Annotated in this window: 17 protein-coding genes and 1 pseudogene; 8 read left to right on the plus strand and 10 right to left on the minus strand. The window is 71.8% G+C overall.

Translation table 11 applies throughout. The features are described 5' to 3' along the window. The first annotated feature begins 40 nt into the window (after positions 1–40). Together ABEA82_RS24380 and ABEA82_RS24385 are read left to right on the plus strand one after the other, a co-directional pair. On the plus strand, positions 41–907 hold the full coding sequence (locus tag ABEA82_RS24380) for an ABC transporter ATP-binding protein (RefSeq protein ID WP_345663753.1): 867 nt from the start codon (positions 41–43) through the stop codon (positions 905–907). Beyond that, the gene (locus tag ABEA82_RS24385) at positions 904–1,575 is read left to right on the plus strand and encodes an ABC transporter (RefSeq protein ID WP_345663754.1); all 672 of its coding nucleotides are present in this window, start codon (positions 904–906) and stop codon (positions 1,573–1,575) included. The genes ABEA82_RS24380 and ABEA82_RS24385 overlap by 4 nt, the downstream gene beginning before the upstream one ends. On the opposite strand, the gene ABEA82_RS24390 is transcribed toward ABEA82_RS24385, so the two are convergent. The 3 genes from ABEA82_RS24390 to ABEA82_RS24400 form a co-directional block, all read right to left on the minus strand. Further along, positions 1,567–1,746 carry a hypothetical protein gene (locus ABEA82_RS24390; protein ID WP_345663755.1) on the minus strand — a complete coding sequence of 60 codons (180 nt, stop codon included), beginning with the start codon at positions 1,744–1,746 and terminating at the stop codon, positions 1,567–1,569. The two genes, ABEA82_RS24385 and ABEA82_RS24390, sit on opposite strands and share 9 nt — an antisense overlap. 18 nt (positions 1,747–1,764) lie before the next feature. Then, entirely contained in the window at positions 1,765–2,598 is an 834-nt protein-coding gene (locus ABEA82_RS24395) for a polysaccharide deacetylase family protein (protein ID WP_345663756.1), read from the minus strand. A gap of 62 nt (positions 2,599–2,660) precedes the next feature. Beyond that, positions 2,661–4,178, minus strand: a complete 1,518-nt coding sequence (locus ABEA82_RS24400) for an FAD-dependent oxidoreductase (RefSeq protein WP_345663757.1) — start codon at positions 4,176–4,178, stop codon at positions 2,661–2,663. Positions 4,179–4,265: 87 nt separating this feature from the next. Between ABEA82_RS24400 and ABEA82_RS24405 the strand changes: the two genes are divergently transcribed. After that, positions 4,266–4,640, plus strand: coding sequence for an ArsR/SmtB family transcription factor (locus ABEA82_RS24405; protein WP_345663758.1), 375 nt, complete (start codon positions 4,266–4,268; stop codon positions 4,638–4,640). Next, positions 4,637–5,122: an SRPBCC family protein gene (locus ABEA82_RS24410; RefSeq protein WP_345663759.1), complete on the plus strand. Its 486-nt coding sequence runs from the start codon at positions 4,637–4,639 to the stop codon at positions 5,120–5,122. Before ABEA82_RS24405 ends, ABEA82_RS24410 begins: the two co-directional genes overlap by 4 nt. 12 nt (positions 5,123–5,134) lie before the next feature. Here ABEA82_RS24410 and ABEA82_RS24415 read toward each other — a convergent pair. From ABEA82_RS24415 to zapE, 7 genes and pseudogenes are all read right to left on the minus strand, one after another. Continuing rightward, positions 5,135–6,043, minus strand: a pseudogene (locus ABEA82_RS24415) (PPK2 family polyphosphate kinase). A gap of 87 nt (positions 6,044–6,130) precedes the next feature. After that, on the minus strand, positions 6,131–7,513 hold the full coding sequence (locus tag ABEA82_RS24420; protein WP_345663760.1) for a PhoX family protein: 1,383 nt from the start codon (positions 7,511–7,513) through the stop codon (positions 6,131–6,133). A 90-nt stretch (positions 7,514–7,603) separates the two neighbouring features. Continuing rightward, the gene (locus ABEA82_RS24425; RefSeq protein WP_345663761.1) at positions 7,604–8,449 is read right to left on the minus strand and encodes a slipin family protein; all 846 of its coding nucleotides are present in this window, start codon (positions 8,447–8,449) and stop codon (positions 7,604–7,606) included. A 169-nt stretch (positions 8,450–8,618) separates the two neighbouring features. Continuing rightward, positions 8,619–10,109: a SulP family inorganic anion transporter gene (locus ABEA82_RS24430; RefSeq protein WP_345663762.1), complete on the minus strand. Its 1,491-nt coding sequence runs from the start codon at positions 10,107–10,109 to the stop codon at positions 8,619–8,621. A gap of 8 nt (positions 10,110–10,117) precedes the next feature. Continuing rightward, entirely contained in the window at positions 10,118–10,699 is a 582-nt protein-coding gene (locus tag ABEA82_RS24435; RefSeq protein WP_345663763.1) for a carbonic anhydrase, read from the minus strand. A gap of 78 nt (positions 10,700–10,777) precedes the next feature. Beyond that, on the minus strand, positions 10,778–11,206 hold the full coding sequence (locus ABEA82_RS24440) for a hypothetical protein (protein ID WP_345663764.1): 429 nt from the start codon (positions 11,204–11,206) through the stop codon (positions 10,778–10,780). Positions 11,207–11,404: 198 nt separating this feature from the next. Beyond that, positions 11,405–12,505 (minus strand): cell division protein ZapE, encoded by a 1,101-nt coding sequence (gene zapE, locus ABEA82_RS24445; protein WP_345663765.1) that lies wholly within the window; start codon positions 12,503–12,505, stop codon positions 11,405–11,407. Between the two features lie 105 nt (positions 12,506–12,610). On the opposite strand from zapE, the gene ABEA82_RS24450 reads away from it, so the two are divergent. The 4 genes from ABEA82_RS24450 (at position 12,611) to msrB (ending at position 16,102) form a co-directional block, all read left to right on the plus strand. After that, entirely contained in the window at positions 12,611–13,393 is a 783-nt protein-coding gene (locus ABEA82_RS24450) for a pyrimidine reductase family protein (RefSeq protein WP_345663766.1), read from the plus strand. 253 nt (positions 13,394–13,646) lie between these two features. Continuing rightward, complete coding sequence (locus ABEA82_RS24455; protein WP_345663767.1) at positions 13,647–14,120, plus strand: indole-3-glycerol phosphate synthase; 474 nt, start codon at positions 13,647–13,649, stop codon at positions 14,118–14,120. A gap of 168 nt (positions 14,121–14,288) precedes the next feature. Next, on the plus strand, positions 14,289–15,680 hold the full coding sequence (gene murC, locus ABEA82_RS24460; RefSeq protein WP_345663768.1) for a UDP-N-acetylmuramate--L-alanine ligase: 1,392 nt from the start codon (positions 14,289–14,291) through the stop codon (positions 15,678–15,680). Positions 15,681–15,694: 14 nt separating this feature from the next. Beyond that, on the plus strand, positions 15,695–16,102 hold the full coding sequence (msrB, locus tag ABEA82_RS24465) for a peptide-methionine (R)-S-oxide reductase MsrB (protein ID WP_345663769.1): 408 nt from the start codon (positions 15,695–15,697) through the stop codon (positions 16,100–16,102). The last annotated feature ends 5 nt before the right edge of the window (positions 16,103–16,107 follow it).

The following is a 16,107-nucleotide window of genomic DNA, read 5'->3' on the forward strand; positions in this document are numbered from 1 at the left end:
ATCCCAGTGTGCCAGCCGGAAGATCGTGCAGGATGGCCGCATGCGACCCGACCTGTACCTTCAGAACGCGGGCCGCCGTTACGGCCTGCGCGGCCCCTGGGTGTTACGCGGTGTCGACCTGACGGTGGCACCGGGCCGGCTCGTCCGTGTCGAGGGCGCCAACGGCAGCGGCAAGTCGACCCTTCTGCGGCTGCTCGCCGGCATCGACGCCCCCAGCGAGGGCCGCGTCACCGGCCGCCCGCGTACGGCATACGTCCCGGAGCGGTTCCCGCCGGCCCTGCCCTTCACCGCCGCCGGCTACCTCACCCACCTCGGCACGGTGCACGGCCTGACCCGCGCCGCCGCCGCCCGGGCCGCCGGCGAGTGGCTGGAGCGCCTCGGCGCCGCCGCCTACGCCGGTACACCCATGGCACGGCTGTCGAAGGGCAGCAGCCAGAAGGTCGCGGTCGCGCAGGCTCTGCTGGGCGAGCCGGAGCTGCTGGTGCTGGACGAGGCGTGGACCGGTCTGGACACCGAAGCGCGCGCCGAGTTGGAGCGGGCCGTGGCGGAGCGCACGACGGCCGGCGGCTCCGTGGTGTTCGTCGACCACGACCCACGCCGCCTCGCCGGCCTGCCCGACGCGACCTACGCCGTGCGGGACGGGAGCCTCGTGGAGCGGGCGTCCGCCGAGCCGGTCCCGTCCGGCCCACAGGTCACCATCGAGGTGCAGGGTCCGCCGGACGGACGGCTGCCCGCGCAGGTGCACGCGTCGGTCTCGTCGGCCGAGGAGACCTCACCGGGCCGCTATCGACTGGCCGTCCCCGCCCCGCACTCCGACGTCGTGCTCCGCGCCCTGCTCACGGCCCGCCCGCCCTGGCACGTGGCGAGCGTGGTCCAGCGGGAAGACACCCCCGGGAGCCGCCCGTGACCGCCCTGCTGCGCTATCACGCCGCGCTGCTGCTGCGCTCCCAGCGCTGGCTGCCGCCGTTCCTGCTGTACGCCGCCTTCCTCGCCATCAGTATCCAGGCCGGTCAGCCGGTGCTCGACTCCCTCGGCTACGCCGCCGCCGCGCTGCTGCCCGTCGCGGCGTGGCTGGCGCGGATCTGCGTCACCGGCGAACCGGAAGCCGCGCGCGGCTGTGTGGCGGCGGCCGTCGGGCCCGGGCGTGCCCATGTGGCCTGCCTGCTGGTGGCGCTGGCCGGCGCGGCGGCGCTCGGCACGGTCACGACCCTCCTCGTCACACTGCTCAGCGATCCGGTCGCCTCCGACCACCGCACCCGGGTGCCGCTCGCCCCCGCCTGCGGGGCCGGACTGCTCGCCGCCCTGGTGTGCGCCCTGCTCGGCACGGCCGTCGGCGCCCTCACCAGCCGGCCTCTGCTGCGGTCGCCGGGCCGTGCCGTCCTGGCCCTGCTGCTCGCGGCGCTGCTGTCCCTCGTGGCCACCGGCTCACCCGCGCAGGCGGCGGTGCAGGGCCTGGTGACCGGTTCGCGGAAGGGCGCCGTGCCGCTCCCGCTGCTGCCCTTGGCGGCCGCGGTCCTGGTGACGGCCGCGGCGCTGGCCCTGTCCGGTGCGCTCGCCTCCCGCAGATCACCCTGAGCAGGCGGTGCGCTGGGCCTCCTGCCACTCGCAGACCGGGCAGAGCGTGATGCCCTTGTACGACTCGGGGTACTCCGTCGGCTCGCGGCACAGCACGCACTCGGCGTACGGCGGCCCCTCCGCCCTGGGCGGCCTGGTCGTGTCGATCAGGCAGTAGTCGTCCTCACTCATATGTTCAGCGTAGGCCGGTCAGGGTCGCGCGCCGACGGCCCCGATCAGCTCCGACACCTTCACGAACCTGAACCCCTTGCGGCGCAGTCCGGGCACGATGGCGCGCACCGCCCGCTCGGTCGCCGGGGCCGCGCTGCGGGTGCAGTGCAGCACGACCACCGACCCCGGCCGCACCCCGTCCAGCACCTGCCGGACGACCACGTCCGGGTCCGGTTCGAACGCGTCGCCGCCGACCACGTCCCACTGCACCGCGGTCACCCCGGTCGGGGTCAGGGCCTTCAGCGCCCGCCGGTCGTAACAGCCGCCGGGAAAGCGGAAGTAGGGCATGGGTTCGGGTACGCCGACCCTCCGGAAGACCGCGTACGCCCGCTCCACGTCCGACCGCATCCGGGCCCCGGGCACGGTCGGCAGGCCGTAGCAGTCCGGTGTGTACGCGTAGTGGCTGTAGGAGTGGTTGGCGACCTCGAAGAGCGGGTCCCTGCCGATGGAGCGGGCCTGGTCCGGGTACTCCTCCGCCCACCGCCCGGTCATGAACACGGTGGCGGGCACCTTCAGCGTGCGCAGGGTCGAGATCAGCCGCGGATGGTCGAACCGCTCACCGGCGGCCGCCCGCGCCCCCTGCCCGGCGGTCATGTCGGCGTCGAAGGTGAGCGCGACGGTCCTGCCGCGGGTGCGGGAACCGTGTGTGAAGACGGGGGTCAGGCCGGCGGCGCCGGGCGCCAGAGTAGGGGGTCTGGACGAGGGCGCGGACGCCGGCGTGGGCGTGACCCGCGGGGGCTCGGCGGTCCCGCAGGCCGCGAGGGCGGCGCCGAGGGCGCACATCGCGGTGGCACGGCGGAGAAGGGTGATCACCGTATGAAGATATGAGCGGGATCATCCCGTTATGCGTGCCGCGTGCGGGTGTCACCCGGCCGTCAGATGTCCCGCTGCTCCAGTGGCTTGGTCGCCGGCCCCTGGATCACCTTGCCGTCCGTGTCGAAGCGGGAGCCGTGGCAGGGGCACTCCCAGGCGCGTTCGGCGCCGTTGAAGGAGACCAGGCAGCCCAGATGGGTGCAGCGGGCGGAGACGGCGTGCAGAGCGCCGTCGTCGTCCCGGTAGACCGCGAGCCGGTGACCGTCGGCGCGGACCACGGCACCCTCGCCGGGCGGCAGGGACTCCACCGGCGGCGACGGCCGGAGCCGGTCGCCCACGAAGTGGCCGGCGACCTTGGCCTGCGTCTTGAGGAACGACGGTGCCTCACGCACGGCGGGCCGCACCCGGCGCGGGTCGTACAGCCCGCTCCACGCGCACTCCTCGCCCGTGATCTGCGCGGTCAGCAGGCGGCCCGCCATGATGCCGCCGGTCATGCCCCAGCCGGCGAAGCCGGTGGCCACATAGGCGTGCCGGGCACCCGGGTGCAGCGGGCCGACCATCGGCACGGTGTCCGTCGGGTCGTTGTCCTGCGTGGCCCAGCGGTGGGTGACGTCCAGGTCGGGGAAGTGGTCGAGGGCCCAGGCGGTGAGACGTTCGAAACTGGTCCGCGGGTCGCCGGTGCCGGGAGTGAAGTGCTCGCCGGTGACCACGAGCAGGCGCCGGTCCCCCTCGAAGGGCGCGGTGCGTACCGAGCGGGTGCCTTCCTCGGGCGTGATGAACATGCCGTCCGGGTCCTGGTCCGCCGGGATCGTCCCGGCGACGACCAGCTCGCGGCGCGGGGACAGCCGGGCGAACAGCAGGGCCCGGTCGAAGATCGGGTAGTGCGTCGCGACGACGACGTCCCGGGCCCGGACCGTCGCCCCGGTCGTGGTCGACAGCCGGCACGGCTCGCCCTCGTCCATGCCGAGGACGGTGGTGTCCTCGTAGATCCGCCCGCCGTGCCCGGCCAGGTCGGCGGCGAGGGCCAGCAGGTACTTGCGCGGGTGGAACTGCGCCTGACCGGTGACCCGGACCGCGCCCGCCACCGGGAAGGGCAGCCCGGTCTCCGTCACGAACGAGGCGGGCAGCCCGGCCTCGGCGGCCGCCCGTGCCTCGGCGCGCAGTTCCTCCACCCGGCCCGCGTCGCGGGCGTACGTGTAGGCGCTGCGGGTCTCCCACTCGCAGTCGATGCCCAGTTCCTCGACGATCGCCGCCGCGTGGTCGAGCGCCTCGGACTGGGAGCGCGCGTACAACTGCGCGCCCTCGGGACCGCGGGTGCGCCGCAGCTTGTCGTAGACGAGCGAGTGCAGAGCGGTGACCTTGGCGGTGGTGCGCCCGGTGACTCCGGCCGCGACCCGCCCGGCCTCCAGCACCGCCACGCTGCGCCCGGCCCGTGCGAGTTCCCACGCCGTGCTCAGTCCGGCGATACCGGCGCCGATCACCGCCACGTCGACGTCCAGGTCCTCCGTCAGCGCCGGGTGGTGGCCGTCCGGTGCCGTGTCGAGCCAGTACGAGCTGCTGACCTGCTGTTTCTCGCTCATGGGCCACCGAGTACCCCGGTCCGCCCGCTTCACTGTCCGGCTTGTGTCGCTTTACAGAAGGGCCCGGCAGGACTAACGTACAACCAAATGGTTGTAGATGAAGTGAGCGACGAGACGGTGGACCGGCTGTTCCACGCCCTGGCCGACACCACGCGCCGGGACATACTGCGCCGCTGCGTGCGCGCGGAACTGTCGGTGTCGCGGCTGGCCGAGGGCTATCCGATGAGCTTCGCGGCGGTACAGAAACACGTCGCGGTGCTGGAGCGGGCCGGTCTCGTCACCAAGCAGCGCAGCGGACGGGAGCAGCTCGTGCGCACCGACCCCGAAGCGGTGGGCCGCGCACGCCAGGCCCTCGACGAGCTGGAGTCGGCATGGCGCGGGCGTGTGGACCGGATGGCCCGACTGCTCGCGGAGGACCCGGAAACCGAAGAGAACGACCCCACGGAAGGACCCGAGCGATGAGCGTCACCAGTGTCGACAAGGACCTCGACACCCTCACCCTCACCCTGATCGCCGACTTCACCGCCCCCGTCGAACGGGTGTGGCGGCTGTGGGCCGACCCCCGGCAGCTGGAGCGCTGGTGGGGCCCGCCGAGCTACCCGGCGACCGTGGAGGAGCACGACCTGACCCCCGGCGGCGAGGTCACCTACTTCATGACCGGCCCGGAGGGTGACCGGCACCGCGGCTGGTGGCGGATCTCCTCCGTCACCCCGCCGACGTCGCTGGAGTTCACCGACGGCTTCGCCGACGACGACGGCAAGCCCAAGGACGACATGCCGACCATGTCCGTGCGGGTGCGGCTCACCGGTCACGACGGCGGCACCCGTATGGAGATGCGCTCCCTCTTCGACTCCCGTGAGCAGATGGAGCAGTTGGTCGCCATGGGCATGGAGGAAGGCCTGCGGCAGGCCGTCGGTCAGATCGACGCCCTGCTCGCCGCCTGACGGCAGGCCGCCTCAGGGCTGCCGCAGCAGCCGCTCCCGGCACTCGGCCACGTCGAAGTCCGCCTCCGGATACCGCGGATCCAGCTCCCGCAGATGTTCCAGGAGCAGCGTGCTCACCGCCCAGTTGCGGTACCACTTGTGGTCGGCGGGAACGAGGTACCAGGGCGCGTACGGGGGTTCCGCAGCGCTCCAGGGCCATCTCGTAGGCCTTCCGGTAGGCGGGCCACAGGGCGCGGTCGTCGATGTCTGACGCGGCGAACTTCCAGCGCTTCTCGGGTTTGTCGAGGCGCCGGAGCAGCCGTCGGCGCTGCTCGTCGTAGGAGATGTGCAGGAAGCACGTGATGACGGTGACCCCGTTGTCGGCGAGGGACCGCTCGAAGGCGTTGATCCGCTCGTAGCGGCTGTCGATCACGACGCGCGGGGCGAGGTCCCGGACGCGGGCGATCAGGACGTCCTCGATGGGGGCACCGCCCGCTCGAGCGAAGTCGAGAGTGGGGGAGCGAGCGGTCGAAGATGCCCGGTTCGCCGGGGAGCGGCAGCGCCTTTCTCCACGCGCCACAGGAAGGAGTGGGCGCGCTCCTCGGCGGTCGGCGCCTTGAACGCCGTGATCCGGCAGCCGGACGGGTTGAGCAGGCCGATGACGTGCTTGACCGTGCCGCCCTTGCCGCTGGTGTCCATGCCCTGCAGAACCAGCAGCACCCGGCGCCGGTCGCCCGCCGTGCTCGCCGCCCACAGCCGCTCCTGGAGGGCGGCGAGGTCCTCGCCGACCCGGGCCGTGGCGGCCTTGCCCGCCGTCTTGGCGCCCGGGCCGCCGGGGGTGGCGCCGGAGGAGTGGCGGGACAGGTCGACCGGCTCACCGACGGGGAGGCGCAGCCGCTTCCGCAGCGAGGGCGATCGTTCGTCCCTGTTCTTCTTCGCCACGGGCCTCCCCTTCCGGTCCTCGTGCCTCGATCGTCCGCCGGGGCGCCGGGTTCCGCGCCCGCCGCCCCGGCCGGAAGCGGGCCGCGGCTACCGGCGCCAGGGGCCCGTCACCGCGAACGTGGTGCCGGGGTTGTAGCAGTTGACGTACATCGTGTCGCCGTCGGGGGAGAAGGTCACACCGGCGAACTCGCCCCACTCCGGGTTCTCCGCGGTGCCGATGTTCTGCCGGCCCCGGGCCATCGCGTACACCTCGCCGCGCCGGGTCACCCCGAAGACGTGCTGGGCGCCCTCGCCGTCCTCGCAGACCATCAGGCCGCCGCTGGGAGCCAGGCAGATGTTGTCCGGCGACTCACCCGGCAGCTGGAGATCGGTGTCCGGGCCGAACACGATCACCAGGGTCAGCCTGCGGTGGTCGGGGTCGTAGCGCCAGACCTGCCCGTAGTGGTCGGCCGCCGAACCGGCCGACCGGTGCGCGAAGGACGACACGAAGTACACCGACCGGCCGCCCCAGTAGCAGCCCTCCAGCTTCTGGGCGTGCGTGATGCCACCGCGGCCGAAGTCCTGGAACCGGATGGGCGTCCCCGCGGCCAGCGGATCCGGGACGTCCACCCACTCGACGCGGTCGAACTCGGCGCCGATCTCCTGGATCGTCGAGAGGTCCGGCACGCCGGGCACCCGCATCGCCTGGAGCCGTCCGCCCGCGCGCAGCGAACCTCTGCCGCCCAGCGGCCTCTCGGGCAAAAAGCGGTAGAAGAGGCCGAACGGCTTCTCGAAGGCGTCCTCCGTCTCGTACACCACGCCCCGCCGTGGGTCGACGGCGATCGCCTCGTGCTGGAAGCGGCCCATCGCGGTCAGCGGTACGGCACCGGTGCGGTGCGGGTCGACGGGGTCGACCTCGAAGATGAAGCCGTGGTCCTTGGTGTAACCGTTGGTGCCGGCCTTGTCCTCGGTCTCCTCGCAGGTCAGCCAGGTGCCCCAGGGCGTGGGCCCGCCCGCGCAGTTCACGGCGGTGCCGGCGATCGCGACGCGCTCCGAGAGCACGCGGTTGCGGGAGTCCAGCGTCAGCGCCGTACAGCCCCCCTTGCCGGCCGGGTCGTAGGTGAGGCCTTCCACGGTCGGGACCGGGATCTTGCCGTCGGCGCGGTTCTCGTGGTTGCGGACCAGGTGGACACGGCCGGCCCGGCCGCCGAAGGCCGACATGCCGTCGTGGTTGGAGGGGACCTTGCCCTCACCGGACCGGAGCTCGTCGCCCTGCCGGGAGAGGACCCGGTAGCGGAATCCCTCCGGCAGGTCGAGCAGGCCCTTCGGGTCGGGGACGAGCGGACCGTAGCCCTCGTGGCCGAGGGGCTGCGCCGCGGCCGTGCCGGCGAAGAGTTCTGACAGGGCGCCGGAGAACGCGATCCCGGCGCCCACGGCGCCCGTCCCGGCGAGCACTTGACGTCGTGTGGCGATACGACCGGTCGTGGTCATGGGGAAACCTTCCTGCTGGCGGACAGGAACAGTGATCCCGCTGTGTCTATCACCTGGTGCGGGTCACGGGAACCACGCGCGTAGCGCGCGTCACTGCTCGACCGCGCGCCGCAGGTCCTCCATGGCCCGTTCCGTCTTGTCGACCGTGGTGTCCTCCGCCGGTGGCGGCCGGTCCTCTTCACGGCCCCGCTCCAGGAACCGCAGGAGCTCCACCGGGATGGGCAGCACCAGCGTCGAGTTCTTCTCCGCCGCCACGGCCATCACGGTCTGCAGCAGCCGGAGCTGGAGCGCCGAGGGCGTGTCCGCCATCTGGTGGGCGGCCTGGGCCAGTTTCTTCGAGGCCTGGTACTCGGCGTCGGCGTTGATCAGACGGGCGCGCCGCTCGCGATCGGCCTCGGCCTGACGGGCCATGGAACGCTTCATCGTGTCGGGCAGGGACACGTCCTTGATCTCGACGCGGTCGATGGTCACGCCCCACTCCACAGCCGGGCTGTCGATCATCAGCTCCAGTCCCTGGTTGAGCTTCTCCCGGTTGGACAGGAGGTCGTCCAGCTCGCTCTTGCCGATGATCGAACGCAGCGAGGTCTGCGCCATCTGGGAGACGGCGAAGCGGTAGTCCTCGACGTTGACCACCGCGGCACCTGGGTCCACGACCTTGAAGTACACGACCGCGTCGACCCGCACGGTCACGTTGTCGCGGGTGATGCCCTCCTGGGCGGGCACCGGCATCGTGACGATCTGCATGTTGACCTTGCGCATCCGGTCCACCGCGGGGACGATCATGGTGAACCCGGGGCGGCGTACCTCACCGTGCAGCCGGCCGAGCCGGAAGACGACCCCGCGCTCGTACTGCTTGACGACTCGTGCCGCCGCGCCCAGATAGACCAGACCCGCGGCTCCGGCGGCCAGTACCGCCGCGACCACCTCTTGGAGCATGACGACCTCCCCGTTCAGAGGTCCCGTTTCGTCTGTTCCTGTAACGATATGCCTGGATTCGGGATCGGGGCCATGCCTTCGGGACCGGAACGGCTCCCGGACAGGGGAAAGCCCGGGGCGCACATGTTCCGCGCGCCCCGGGCCGATGTCGCCGTGTTCCGGTCGGCCGCTAGGAGGCCGTGACCTTCTCGGCTTCCGCCGGGGCCTCCGGCTCCGTCACCTTCACCGGCTCGGTGCCCGTCGCGCTGTGCCGCTCGGCCCAGTTCTCCAGAGCCGTACGGCAGGCGTGGTCGAGGTGGTGCAGACCCTTCAGGTCCAGCTCGACCGGGCGGTCCTGCGGCAGGCTCTCCAGGCTGTCCAGGATCTTCGGCAGCCGCAGGAACGTGGCGTTGCCGGACAGGTACGCCTGGATCGGGCCGGCACCCTTGTCGATGATCTCGAGCCTGATGTGCGAGGCCTCCCAGGCGGTCTTGACGACCGACAGGGCCAGACCGATGAGCACGCCCTCGAACATGTTCACCGCGACGATCGACACGGCGGTGGCGACGAGGATCAGCGCCTCGCCCTTGTGAGCGCGCCACAGAGCGCTGATCTGGCGGAACGGGATCAGCTTCCAGCCGGCGTGCACCAGGATGCCGGCCAGGGCGGGAACCGGGATCAGGGCCAGGGCCCACGGCATCGCGGCGGCGAACAGCAGCAGCCACACGCCGTGCAGCACCCGGGACGCCTTGGTCTTGGCGCCCGCGCTGACGTTGGCGGAGCTGCGCACGATGACCGCGGTCATCGGCAGGGCGCCGAGCAGACCGCACAGGGTGTTGCCCGCGCCCTGGGCGATCATCTCCTTGTTGTACTCGGTGCGCGGACCGTCGTGCAGCCGGTCCACGGCCGCCGCACTGAACAGGCTCTCCGCGGAGGCGATCAGCGCGAAGGCGATGATGGTGCCCCAGATGGCCGGGCTCGCCAGCTCGCCGAAGGCCTCGGCCCCGGGCGGCTGGATCACACCGAGCAGACCCTCGACCTGAACGGTGGCGACCGGCAGGCTGAAGGCGAGCGTGGCGACCGTGGCCAGGACGACCGCCGCGAGGGCGCCGGGTACGGTCTGAACCGCCTTCGGCAGCTTCTTCCACAGCACGATGACGGCGATGGTGCCCGCGCCGATCGCGAGGGAGGCCAGGGCGCTGGTGCTGCCGAGCGCGTCCGTGAACGCCCCCGGCAGGCCCGCGATCTTGCCGAGGCCGGACTCCGGGGCCTTCAGGCCCGCCGCCGCGTAGATCTGACCGGCGATGATCACCAGTCCGATGCCGCAGAGCATGCCCTCGACGACGGAGACGGATATCGCCCGGAACCAGCGGCCTATCCCGAGGAAGCCCATGGCGAGCTGGAGCAGCCCGGCGAACAGCACGATCACGCCGAGCGTGGCCACTCCGAACTCGCTGACGGCCTCGAAGACCAGCACGGTGAGGCCGGCGGCGGGCCCCGACACCTGAAGGCTGCTGCCGCGCATCAGCCCGGTGACGAGCCCGCCCACGATGCCGGTGATGAGGCCGAGCTCCGCGGGAACCCCGGAGGCGACCGCCACACCGACGCACAGCGGCACCGCCACCAGGAAGACGACGATCGAGGCGAGGAAGTCCTGCTTCAGATAAGGAAACTTGCTCATGGTCTCCCTCACAGCTTCTCGAAGGAGTCGGTGTCCGCGCGGTGTTCCCGCACGGTGCCTGTGTGCACCTCGTAGTACCAGGCGTGCAGCCCGAGTCGGCCTTCCGACAGCCGGCGTTCGATGCACGGGTACGACCGCAGGCGCAGCACCTGGGTGAGGGCGTGGTTCTGTACGGCTTCGGCGACCGTCGGGTCGGCCGGATCCTCGCACTTGGGCTGATCGGCGGCGTGCGCGAGCCAGTCGCGCACCGCCGGTACGGCGGCTAGGTCGTCGCCCCGCACCACCGCGCCGACGGCGCCGCAGTGCGAGTGGCCGCAGACCACGATGTCCTTGACACCCAGCACCTCCACGGCGTACTCGATGGTCGCCGCCTCGGAGGTGGGGTGCTCCAGAGCGTACGGGGGAACGACGTTGCCCGCGGTGCGCAGCTCGAAGAGCTCGCCGGGCCGGGCACCCGTGATCAGGGCCGGTACGACCCTGGAGTCGGAGCAGGTGATGAACAGGACGTCGGGGGACTGGCCCTCGGCGAGGCGGGCGAACTCCTCAGGGCGCTGTCCGAACATGCGGGCGTTGTCGATGAGGGGCTGCATGAGTGTGTGATCCTCCTGGCGCGCGTGGGGGCGCGTCGGACGGGCATGACAGAGGTGGGGGTTGAGCTGCTCTGTTGCTCAGCAGCGGAAGACCTGGAGCGCTGCCGGTGTGTGCGACGCCGAGGATCTCGACGTGCGTTGGTGCGCGTCGCCGGGTGCGGACCGGTCCGGTGCTGTCGGCGGGATGTGCCGCAGCGGAGTCCGCTCGGGTGCCGAGGGCGCCTGGTCGGTGTGCTGGAACCGGTCGCGGGTCCGCAGGGGGCCGGTCGGGCTCCCGTGGTGTTCGGCGCGGCAGCCGGTCGTCTCGTCGCGCAGAGCTTTCCCGGAGGCCTTGAGTCCGGGGCGCGAAAAGGTGCCGGAGGGTTCAATTCCGGGCTGAGCCTTGGCCTCGGCTTTACGGGGTGTGTGCGCGGATGCGAAGGACGCCGTGGGAGCGAAGAACTGAAGGGCGAGCAGGACGGCGGCGAGGATCGATACCACGGTCCGTGCCGTCGTACCTCGGTACATGCGCCCCCCTTCAGGTGACTCACACGTCTAGCACTGACCAACACTTGGTCAATGGCTGGTCAAGAAACACGTTAACCCTGCAAAGTCGTTTGCAGGGTTAACTTAACGTTTCAAGCTGAAGAGAGCCTGAAAACCGTGGGTGGGCTGGCGTGAACCAGCCCTTGTCGCACGGCAGTCGGCGAGATATCGGGTTGTGGGTTACCGGGAGGTCGCGAGTCGTCCCGCGTCGCGGGCCAGGGCGGTGAGCCGAGAGATGGCCCGGAAGTACTTCTTGCGGTAGCCGCCGTTCAGCATCTCCTCGCTGAACAGCTGGTCGAAGGGCACGCCCGAGGCCATCACGGGCACCTCGCGGTCGTAGAGCCGGTCCGCGAGGACGACGAGCCGGAGAGCCGTCGACTGGTCGGGAACCGGCCGCACCCCGGTGAGGCACACCGCCTCGATTCCGTCGGTCAGTGCGCCGTACCGGCTGGGGTGGACGCGGGCGAGGTGGTCCAGGAGGGGCGAGAACGCGTCGAGGGAGGCGCCCTCAGTGGCGTGGGCGGCCTTGGTCACCTGTTCGTCGGAGTACGGCGGGGGCGCCTCGGGCAGGCCGCGGTGGCGGTAGTCCTCGCCGTCGATGCGCAGCGGGCGGAAGTGGGCCGACAGGCCCTGGATCTCGCGCAGGAAGTCGGCGGCGGCGAACCGGCCCTCACCGAGCTTGCCGGGCAGCGTGTTGGAGGTGGCGGCCAGTGCGACGCCCGCGTCGACGAGCTTGCCGAGCAGGGTGGAGACCAGGACGGTGTCGCCGGGGTCGTCGAGCTCGAACTCGTCGATGCACAGCAGGCGGTGGCCGGACAGGGTCTGGACGGTCTTCTGGAACCCGAGGGCACCCACCAGGTTGGTCAGCTCCACGAAGGTGCCGAACGCCTTGAGCTCGGGCTCGGCCGGGGTGGCGTGCCACAGCGAGGCCAGCAGATGCGTCTTGCCGACGCCGTAGCCGCCGTCGAGGTAGACACCGCGCGGGCCGGCCGGGGCCTTCTTCGGCGCCTTGCCGAATCCGAACAGCCGCCGCTTGCCGGAACCGCCCGTTCCCGGACCGAGTCCGGCCGCGAAGCTCTCCAGGACCCGGACGGCCTCCGTCTGGCTGGGCTGGTTCGGGTCCGGGATGTACGTGCTGAAGCGCACCGAGTCGAACCGCGGCGGCGGCACCATCTCGGCGACCAGCCGATCCGCGGGGACATGCGGCTCACGCGCGCACAGGGAGAGGGGGGCCGCGTCGGTTATCGGGCCGGTACCGGAGGGGGCGGGGGAGGAGGACACGGTTCACCATGCTAGAGCCTGTCCGGCGGGCCACGCCGTGCCGGACCCCGCGACCACGGCTCGGCCCGCCGGACACGCTCGCAGACGCGTGGAACACTGCACGGCATGCGACGTCTGTTCCCTGTGACCGATGAAACAGCAGCTCCGGAACCCGGTGAGGGGGAGTGGGGCCTGGAGGAGCTGGCCGCCGCGTACGCGTATCCCGAGCCGGGCCCCGGGGGCCCGCGGCCGTGGCTGCGCGCCAACATGGTGGCCACGCTGGACGGGGCCGCCCAGCACGACGGCCGTTCGCAGCCCATCTCCAGCGCGGCCGACATGCGGATCTTCGGCACGCTGCGGGCGCTGGCGGACGTCGTGGTCGTCGGCGCGGAGACCGTGCGCCAGGAGGGGTACCGCCCGGCACGCGCGCGGGCCGAGTTCGCCGCCTCGCGCGAGGCGGCCGGGCAGGCCCCCGCACCCGCGATCGCGGTGGTCACCGCCGGCCTCGACCTGGACTTCTCGCTCCCGCTGTTCACCTCGCCCCTGGTGCCCACCCTGATCCTCACGGGAGCCTCGGCCGCCCCGGACCGCGTCGCCGCCGCCGAGAAGGCCGGCGCACGGGTGCTGACCGCCGGGGACGGCATCGGCGTGGATCCGGCCCGTGCCGTCCAGGCACTCGCCGGTCTCGGCCACACCCGGCTGCTGACCGAGGGCGGCCCCCGGCTGCTGGGACAGCTGGTGGCGGCCGGTGTGCTCGACGAGCTCTGCCTGACCGTCTCCCCGATGCTCACCGCCGGCGACGCGCAGCGCATCGCCGGGGGGCCCGCCGTCGCCGTGCCGCGCCGCTTCCGGCTGGTGTCGATGCTGGAGGAGGACGGCTTCCTGTTCACCAGGTACGGACGGTCCTGACGTACTGAACCGCCGGGTACGGGGTACAAGGTGCCGACGGCCGGGAGGTCCGGCCTGCCGGTACGTCCGGAAACGGGGACGATGGTCGCCGTCCGTCCGTTCATTGACGGAATATGCCGTTCCGTTTGATTTCCGGGGGGCACACTGGATCCGGCAGTACCCGTGCCGACACGGGGCAGGATGGTTTCCGCAGGGCCCGGCACGGCCCACGGTGGAGTGGGGCCGCAGGCCCCCGGAGGAGAAGGGGCGCCTGGTGTTCACAAGCGTATTGATGATCGAGAAGGCCCTGACGTCCGCCGACGTGGAGTTCGTCACCACCTTGCACGGGGAGGAAAGGGTCTCCTTCCAGGTGCTGCTCCAGCCGCGCGGCGAGCAGGCGGACCGGTTGCTGCGGGCCATCGACGACGTGGCGCTCGGCGAGCTCGACGAGGCCGTGCGGGAGGGGGAGACCCCGGAGGGGCAGGAGGCGCTGAGCGTGGGGCAAAGGGCCCTTGAGGTCTCTCTCGCGGCGCTGCGGGCGTCCGGGAGCGCGGCGGAAGGGCGGCTGATCGAGGACCATCCGCTGGACGCGCTGAGGTCCCTGGTGGCGGAGGTCGGGGCGGACGAGGTCATCGTGCTGACCGATCCCCACTACGTGGAGGAGTTCTTCCACCGGGACTGGGCGTCCCGGGCGCGGCACAAGGTGGGCGTGCCGGTGTTGAAGCTGTTCTCGCACAGCAAGGCGTAGGGGAGGGTTTTTCTGTTTCGCCGGGTGCCGGTCGTTCGTGGCTGATCGCGCCCACGCGGCGGAGCCGCACATCGGTACAGCCCCGCGCCCCTGGGTTGGCCACAGCGCTCTCCGCTCCTGAAATAGGCTGGGGGCGCTCATCGTCGTCGCTCGCCCTTGGAGATCTGCATGGCACCCGGCCTTCCCCTCGCCATGGAACGACCGCACTTCATCGGTATCGGTGGGGCCGGGATGTCGGGGATCGCGAAGATCCTCGCGCAGCGCGGGGCCGTCGTGGCGGGCAGCGACGCCAAGGAGTCGGCGACGGCCGAGGCGCTGCGGGCCCTGGGTGCGACCGTGCACATCGGGCACGCCGCCGAGCACCTGGCGGACGACGCCAGCTGCGTCGTCGTGTCGTCGGCGATCCGGCAGGACAACCCCGAGCTGGCCCGCGCGGCCGAGCTGGGCATCCCCGTGGTGCACCGCTCCGACGCGCTCGCCGCCCTGATGACGGGCCTGCGCCCGATCGCGGTCGCCGGTACGCACGGCAAGACGACCACCACCTCGATGCTGGCGGTGTCGCTGAGCGCGCTGGGCCTGAACCCGTCGTACGCGATCGGCGGCGACCTGGACGCGCCCGGCTCCAACGCGCTGCACGGCGAGGGCGAGATCTTCGTCGCCGAGGCGGACGAATCGGACCGCAGCTTCCACAAGTACGCGCCCGAGGTCGCGATCGTCCTCAACGTCGAGCTCGACCACCACGCCAACTACGCCTCGATGGACGAGATCTACGAGTCGTTCGAGACCTTCGTGGACCGTGTCACCCCGGGCGGCACCCTGGTGATCGCCGCCGACCACGAGGGCGCGCGGGAGCTGACGCGCCGGGTCGCGGGACGGGATGTGCGGGTGGTGACGTACGGCGAGTCGCAGGACGCGGGCGTCCGCGTCCTCTCGGTCGTGCCGCAGGGCCTGAAGAGCGAGGTCACCGTGGTGCTGGACGGCAAGGAGCTGACCTTCACGGTCTCCGTCCCCGGCCGGCACTACGCGCACAACGCGGTGGCCGCGCTCGCGGCCGGTGTCGCGCTCGGCATCCCCGCCGAGGAGCTGGCCCCGGCGCTGGCGGCGTACACGGGAGTGAAGCGGCGGCTCCAGCTGAAGGGCGAGGCCGCGGGCGTGCAGGTGATCGACTCCTACGCGCACCACCCCACCGAGATGACCGCCGACCTGGAGGCCATGCGCGCGGCGGCGGGCGACTCCCGCATCCTGGTCGTCTTCCAGCCGCACCTCTTCTCGCGGACGCAGGAGCTGGGCAAGGAGATGGGGCAGGCGCTCTCCCTGGCGGACGCGTCGGTCGTGCTGGACATCTACCCGGCCCGCGAGGACCCGATCCCCGGTGTGACCAGCGAGCTGATCATCGACGCCGCCCGGGCGGCCGGCGCGGACGTGACGCCGGTGCACGACAAGGCGGACGTCCCCGCGGTGGTCGCGGGAATGGCGAAGGCGGGGGATCTCGTTCTCACCATGGGAGCGGGCGACGTCACCGACCTCGGCCCGCACATCCTGGACCGTCTGTCGAACTGAGGGGCTGGAAGCTCATGGCGTACGACGTCGAGAAGCCGGACGAGCAGTGGCGCGCGGAGCTGAGCCCGGGCGAGTACGCGGTGCTGCGCCAGGCGGCCACGGAGCCCGCCTTCACCGGTGAGTACACGGACACCAAGACCCAGGGGGTCTACTCCTGCCGTGCCTGCGGCGCGGACCTGTTCACCTCGGGGACCAAGTTCGAGTCCCACTGCGGCTGGCCGTCCTTCTTCGACCCGAAGGACACCGACGCGGTGGAGCTGATCGAGGACCGGTCCCACGGCATGGTGCGGACCGAGGTGCGGTGCGCGCGCTGCGGCTCGCACCTCGGGCACGTCTTCGAGGGCGAGGGGTATCCGACGCCCACGGACCAGCGGTACTGCATCAACTCCATCGCGCTGCGGCTGACCCCCGAGCAGGGCTGAGGCGG

The organism is Streptomyces venetus (genome assembly GCF_039540295.1).
Taxonomy (GTDB): domain Bacteria; phylum Actinomycetota; class Actinomycetes; order Streptomycetales; family Streptomycetaceae; genus Streptomyces; species Streptomyces venetus.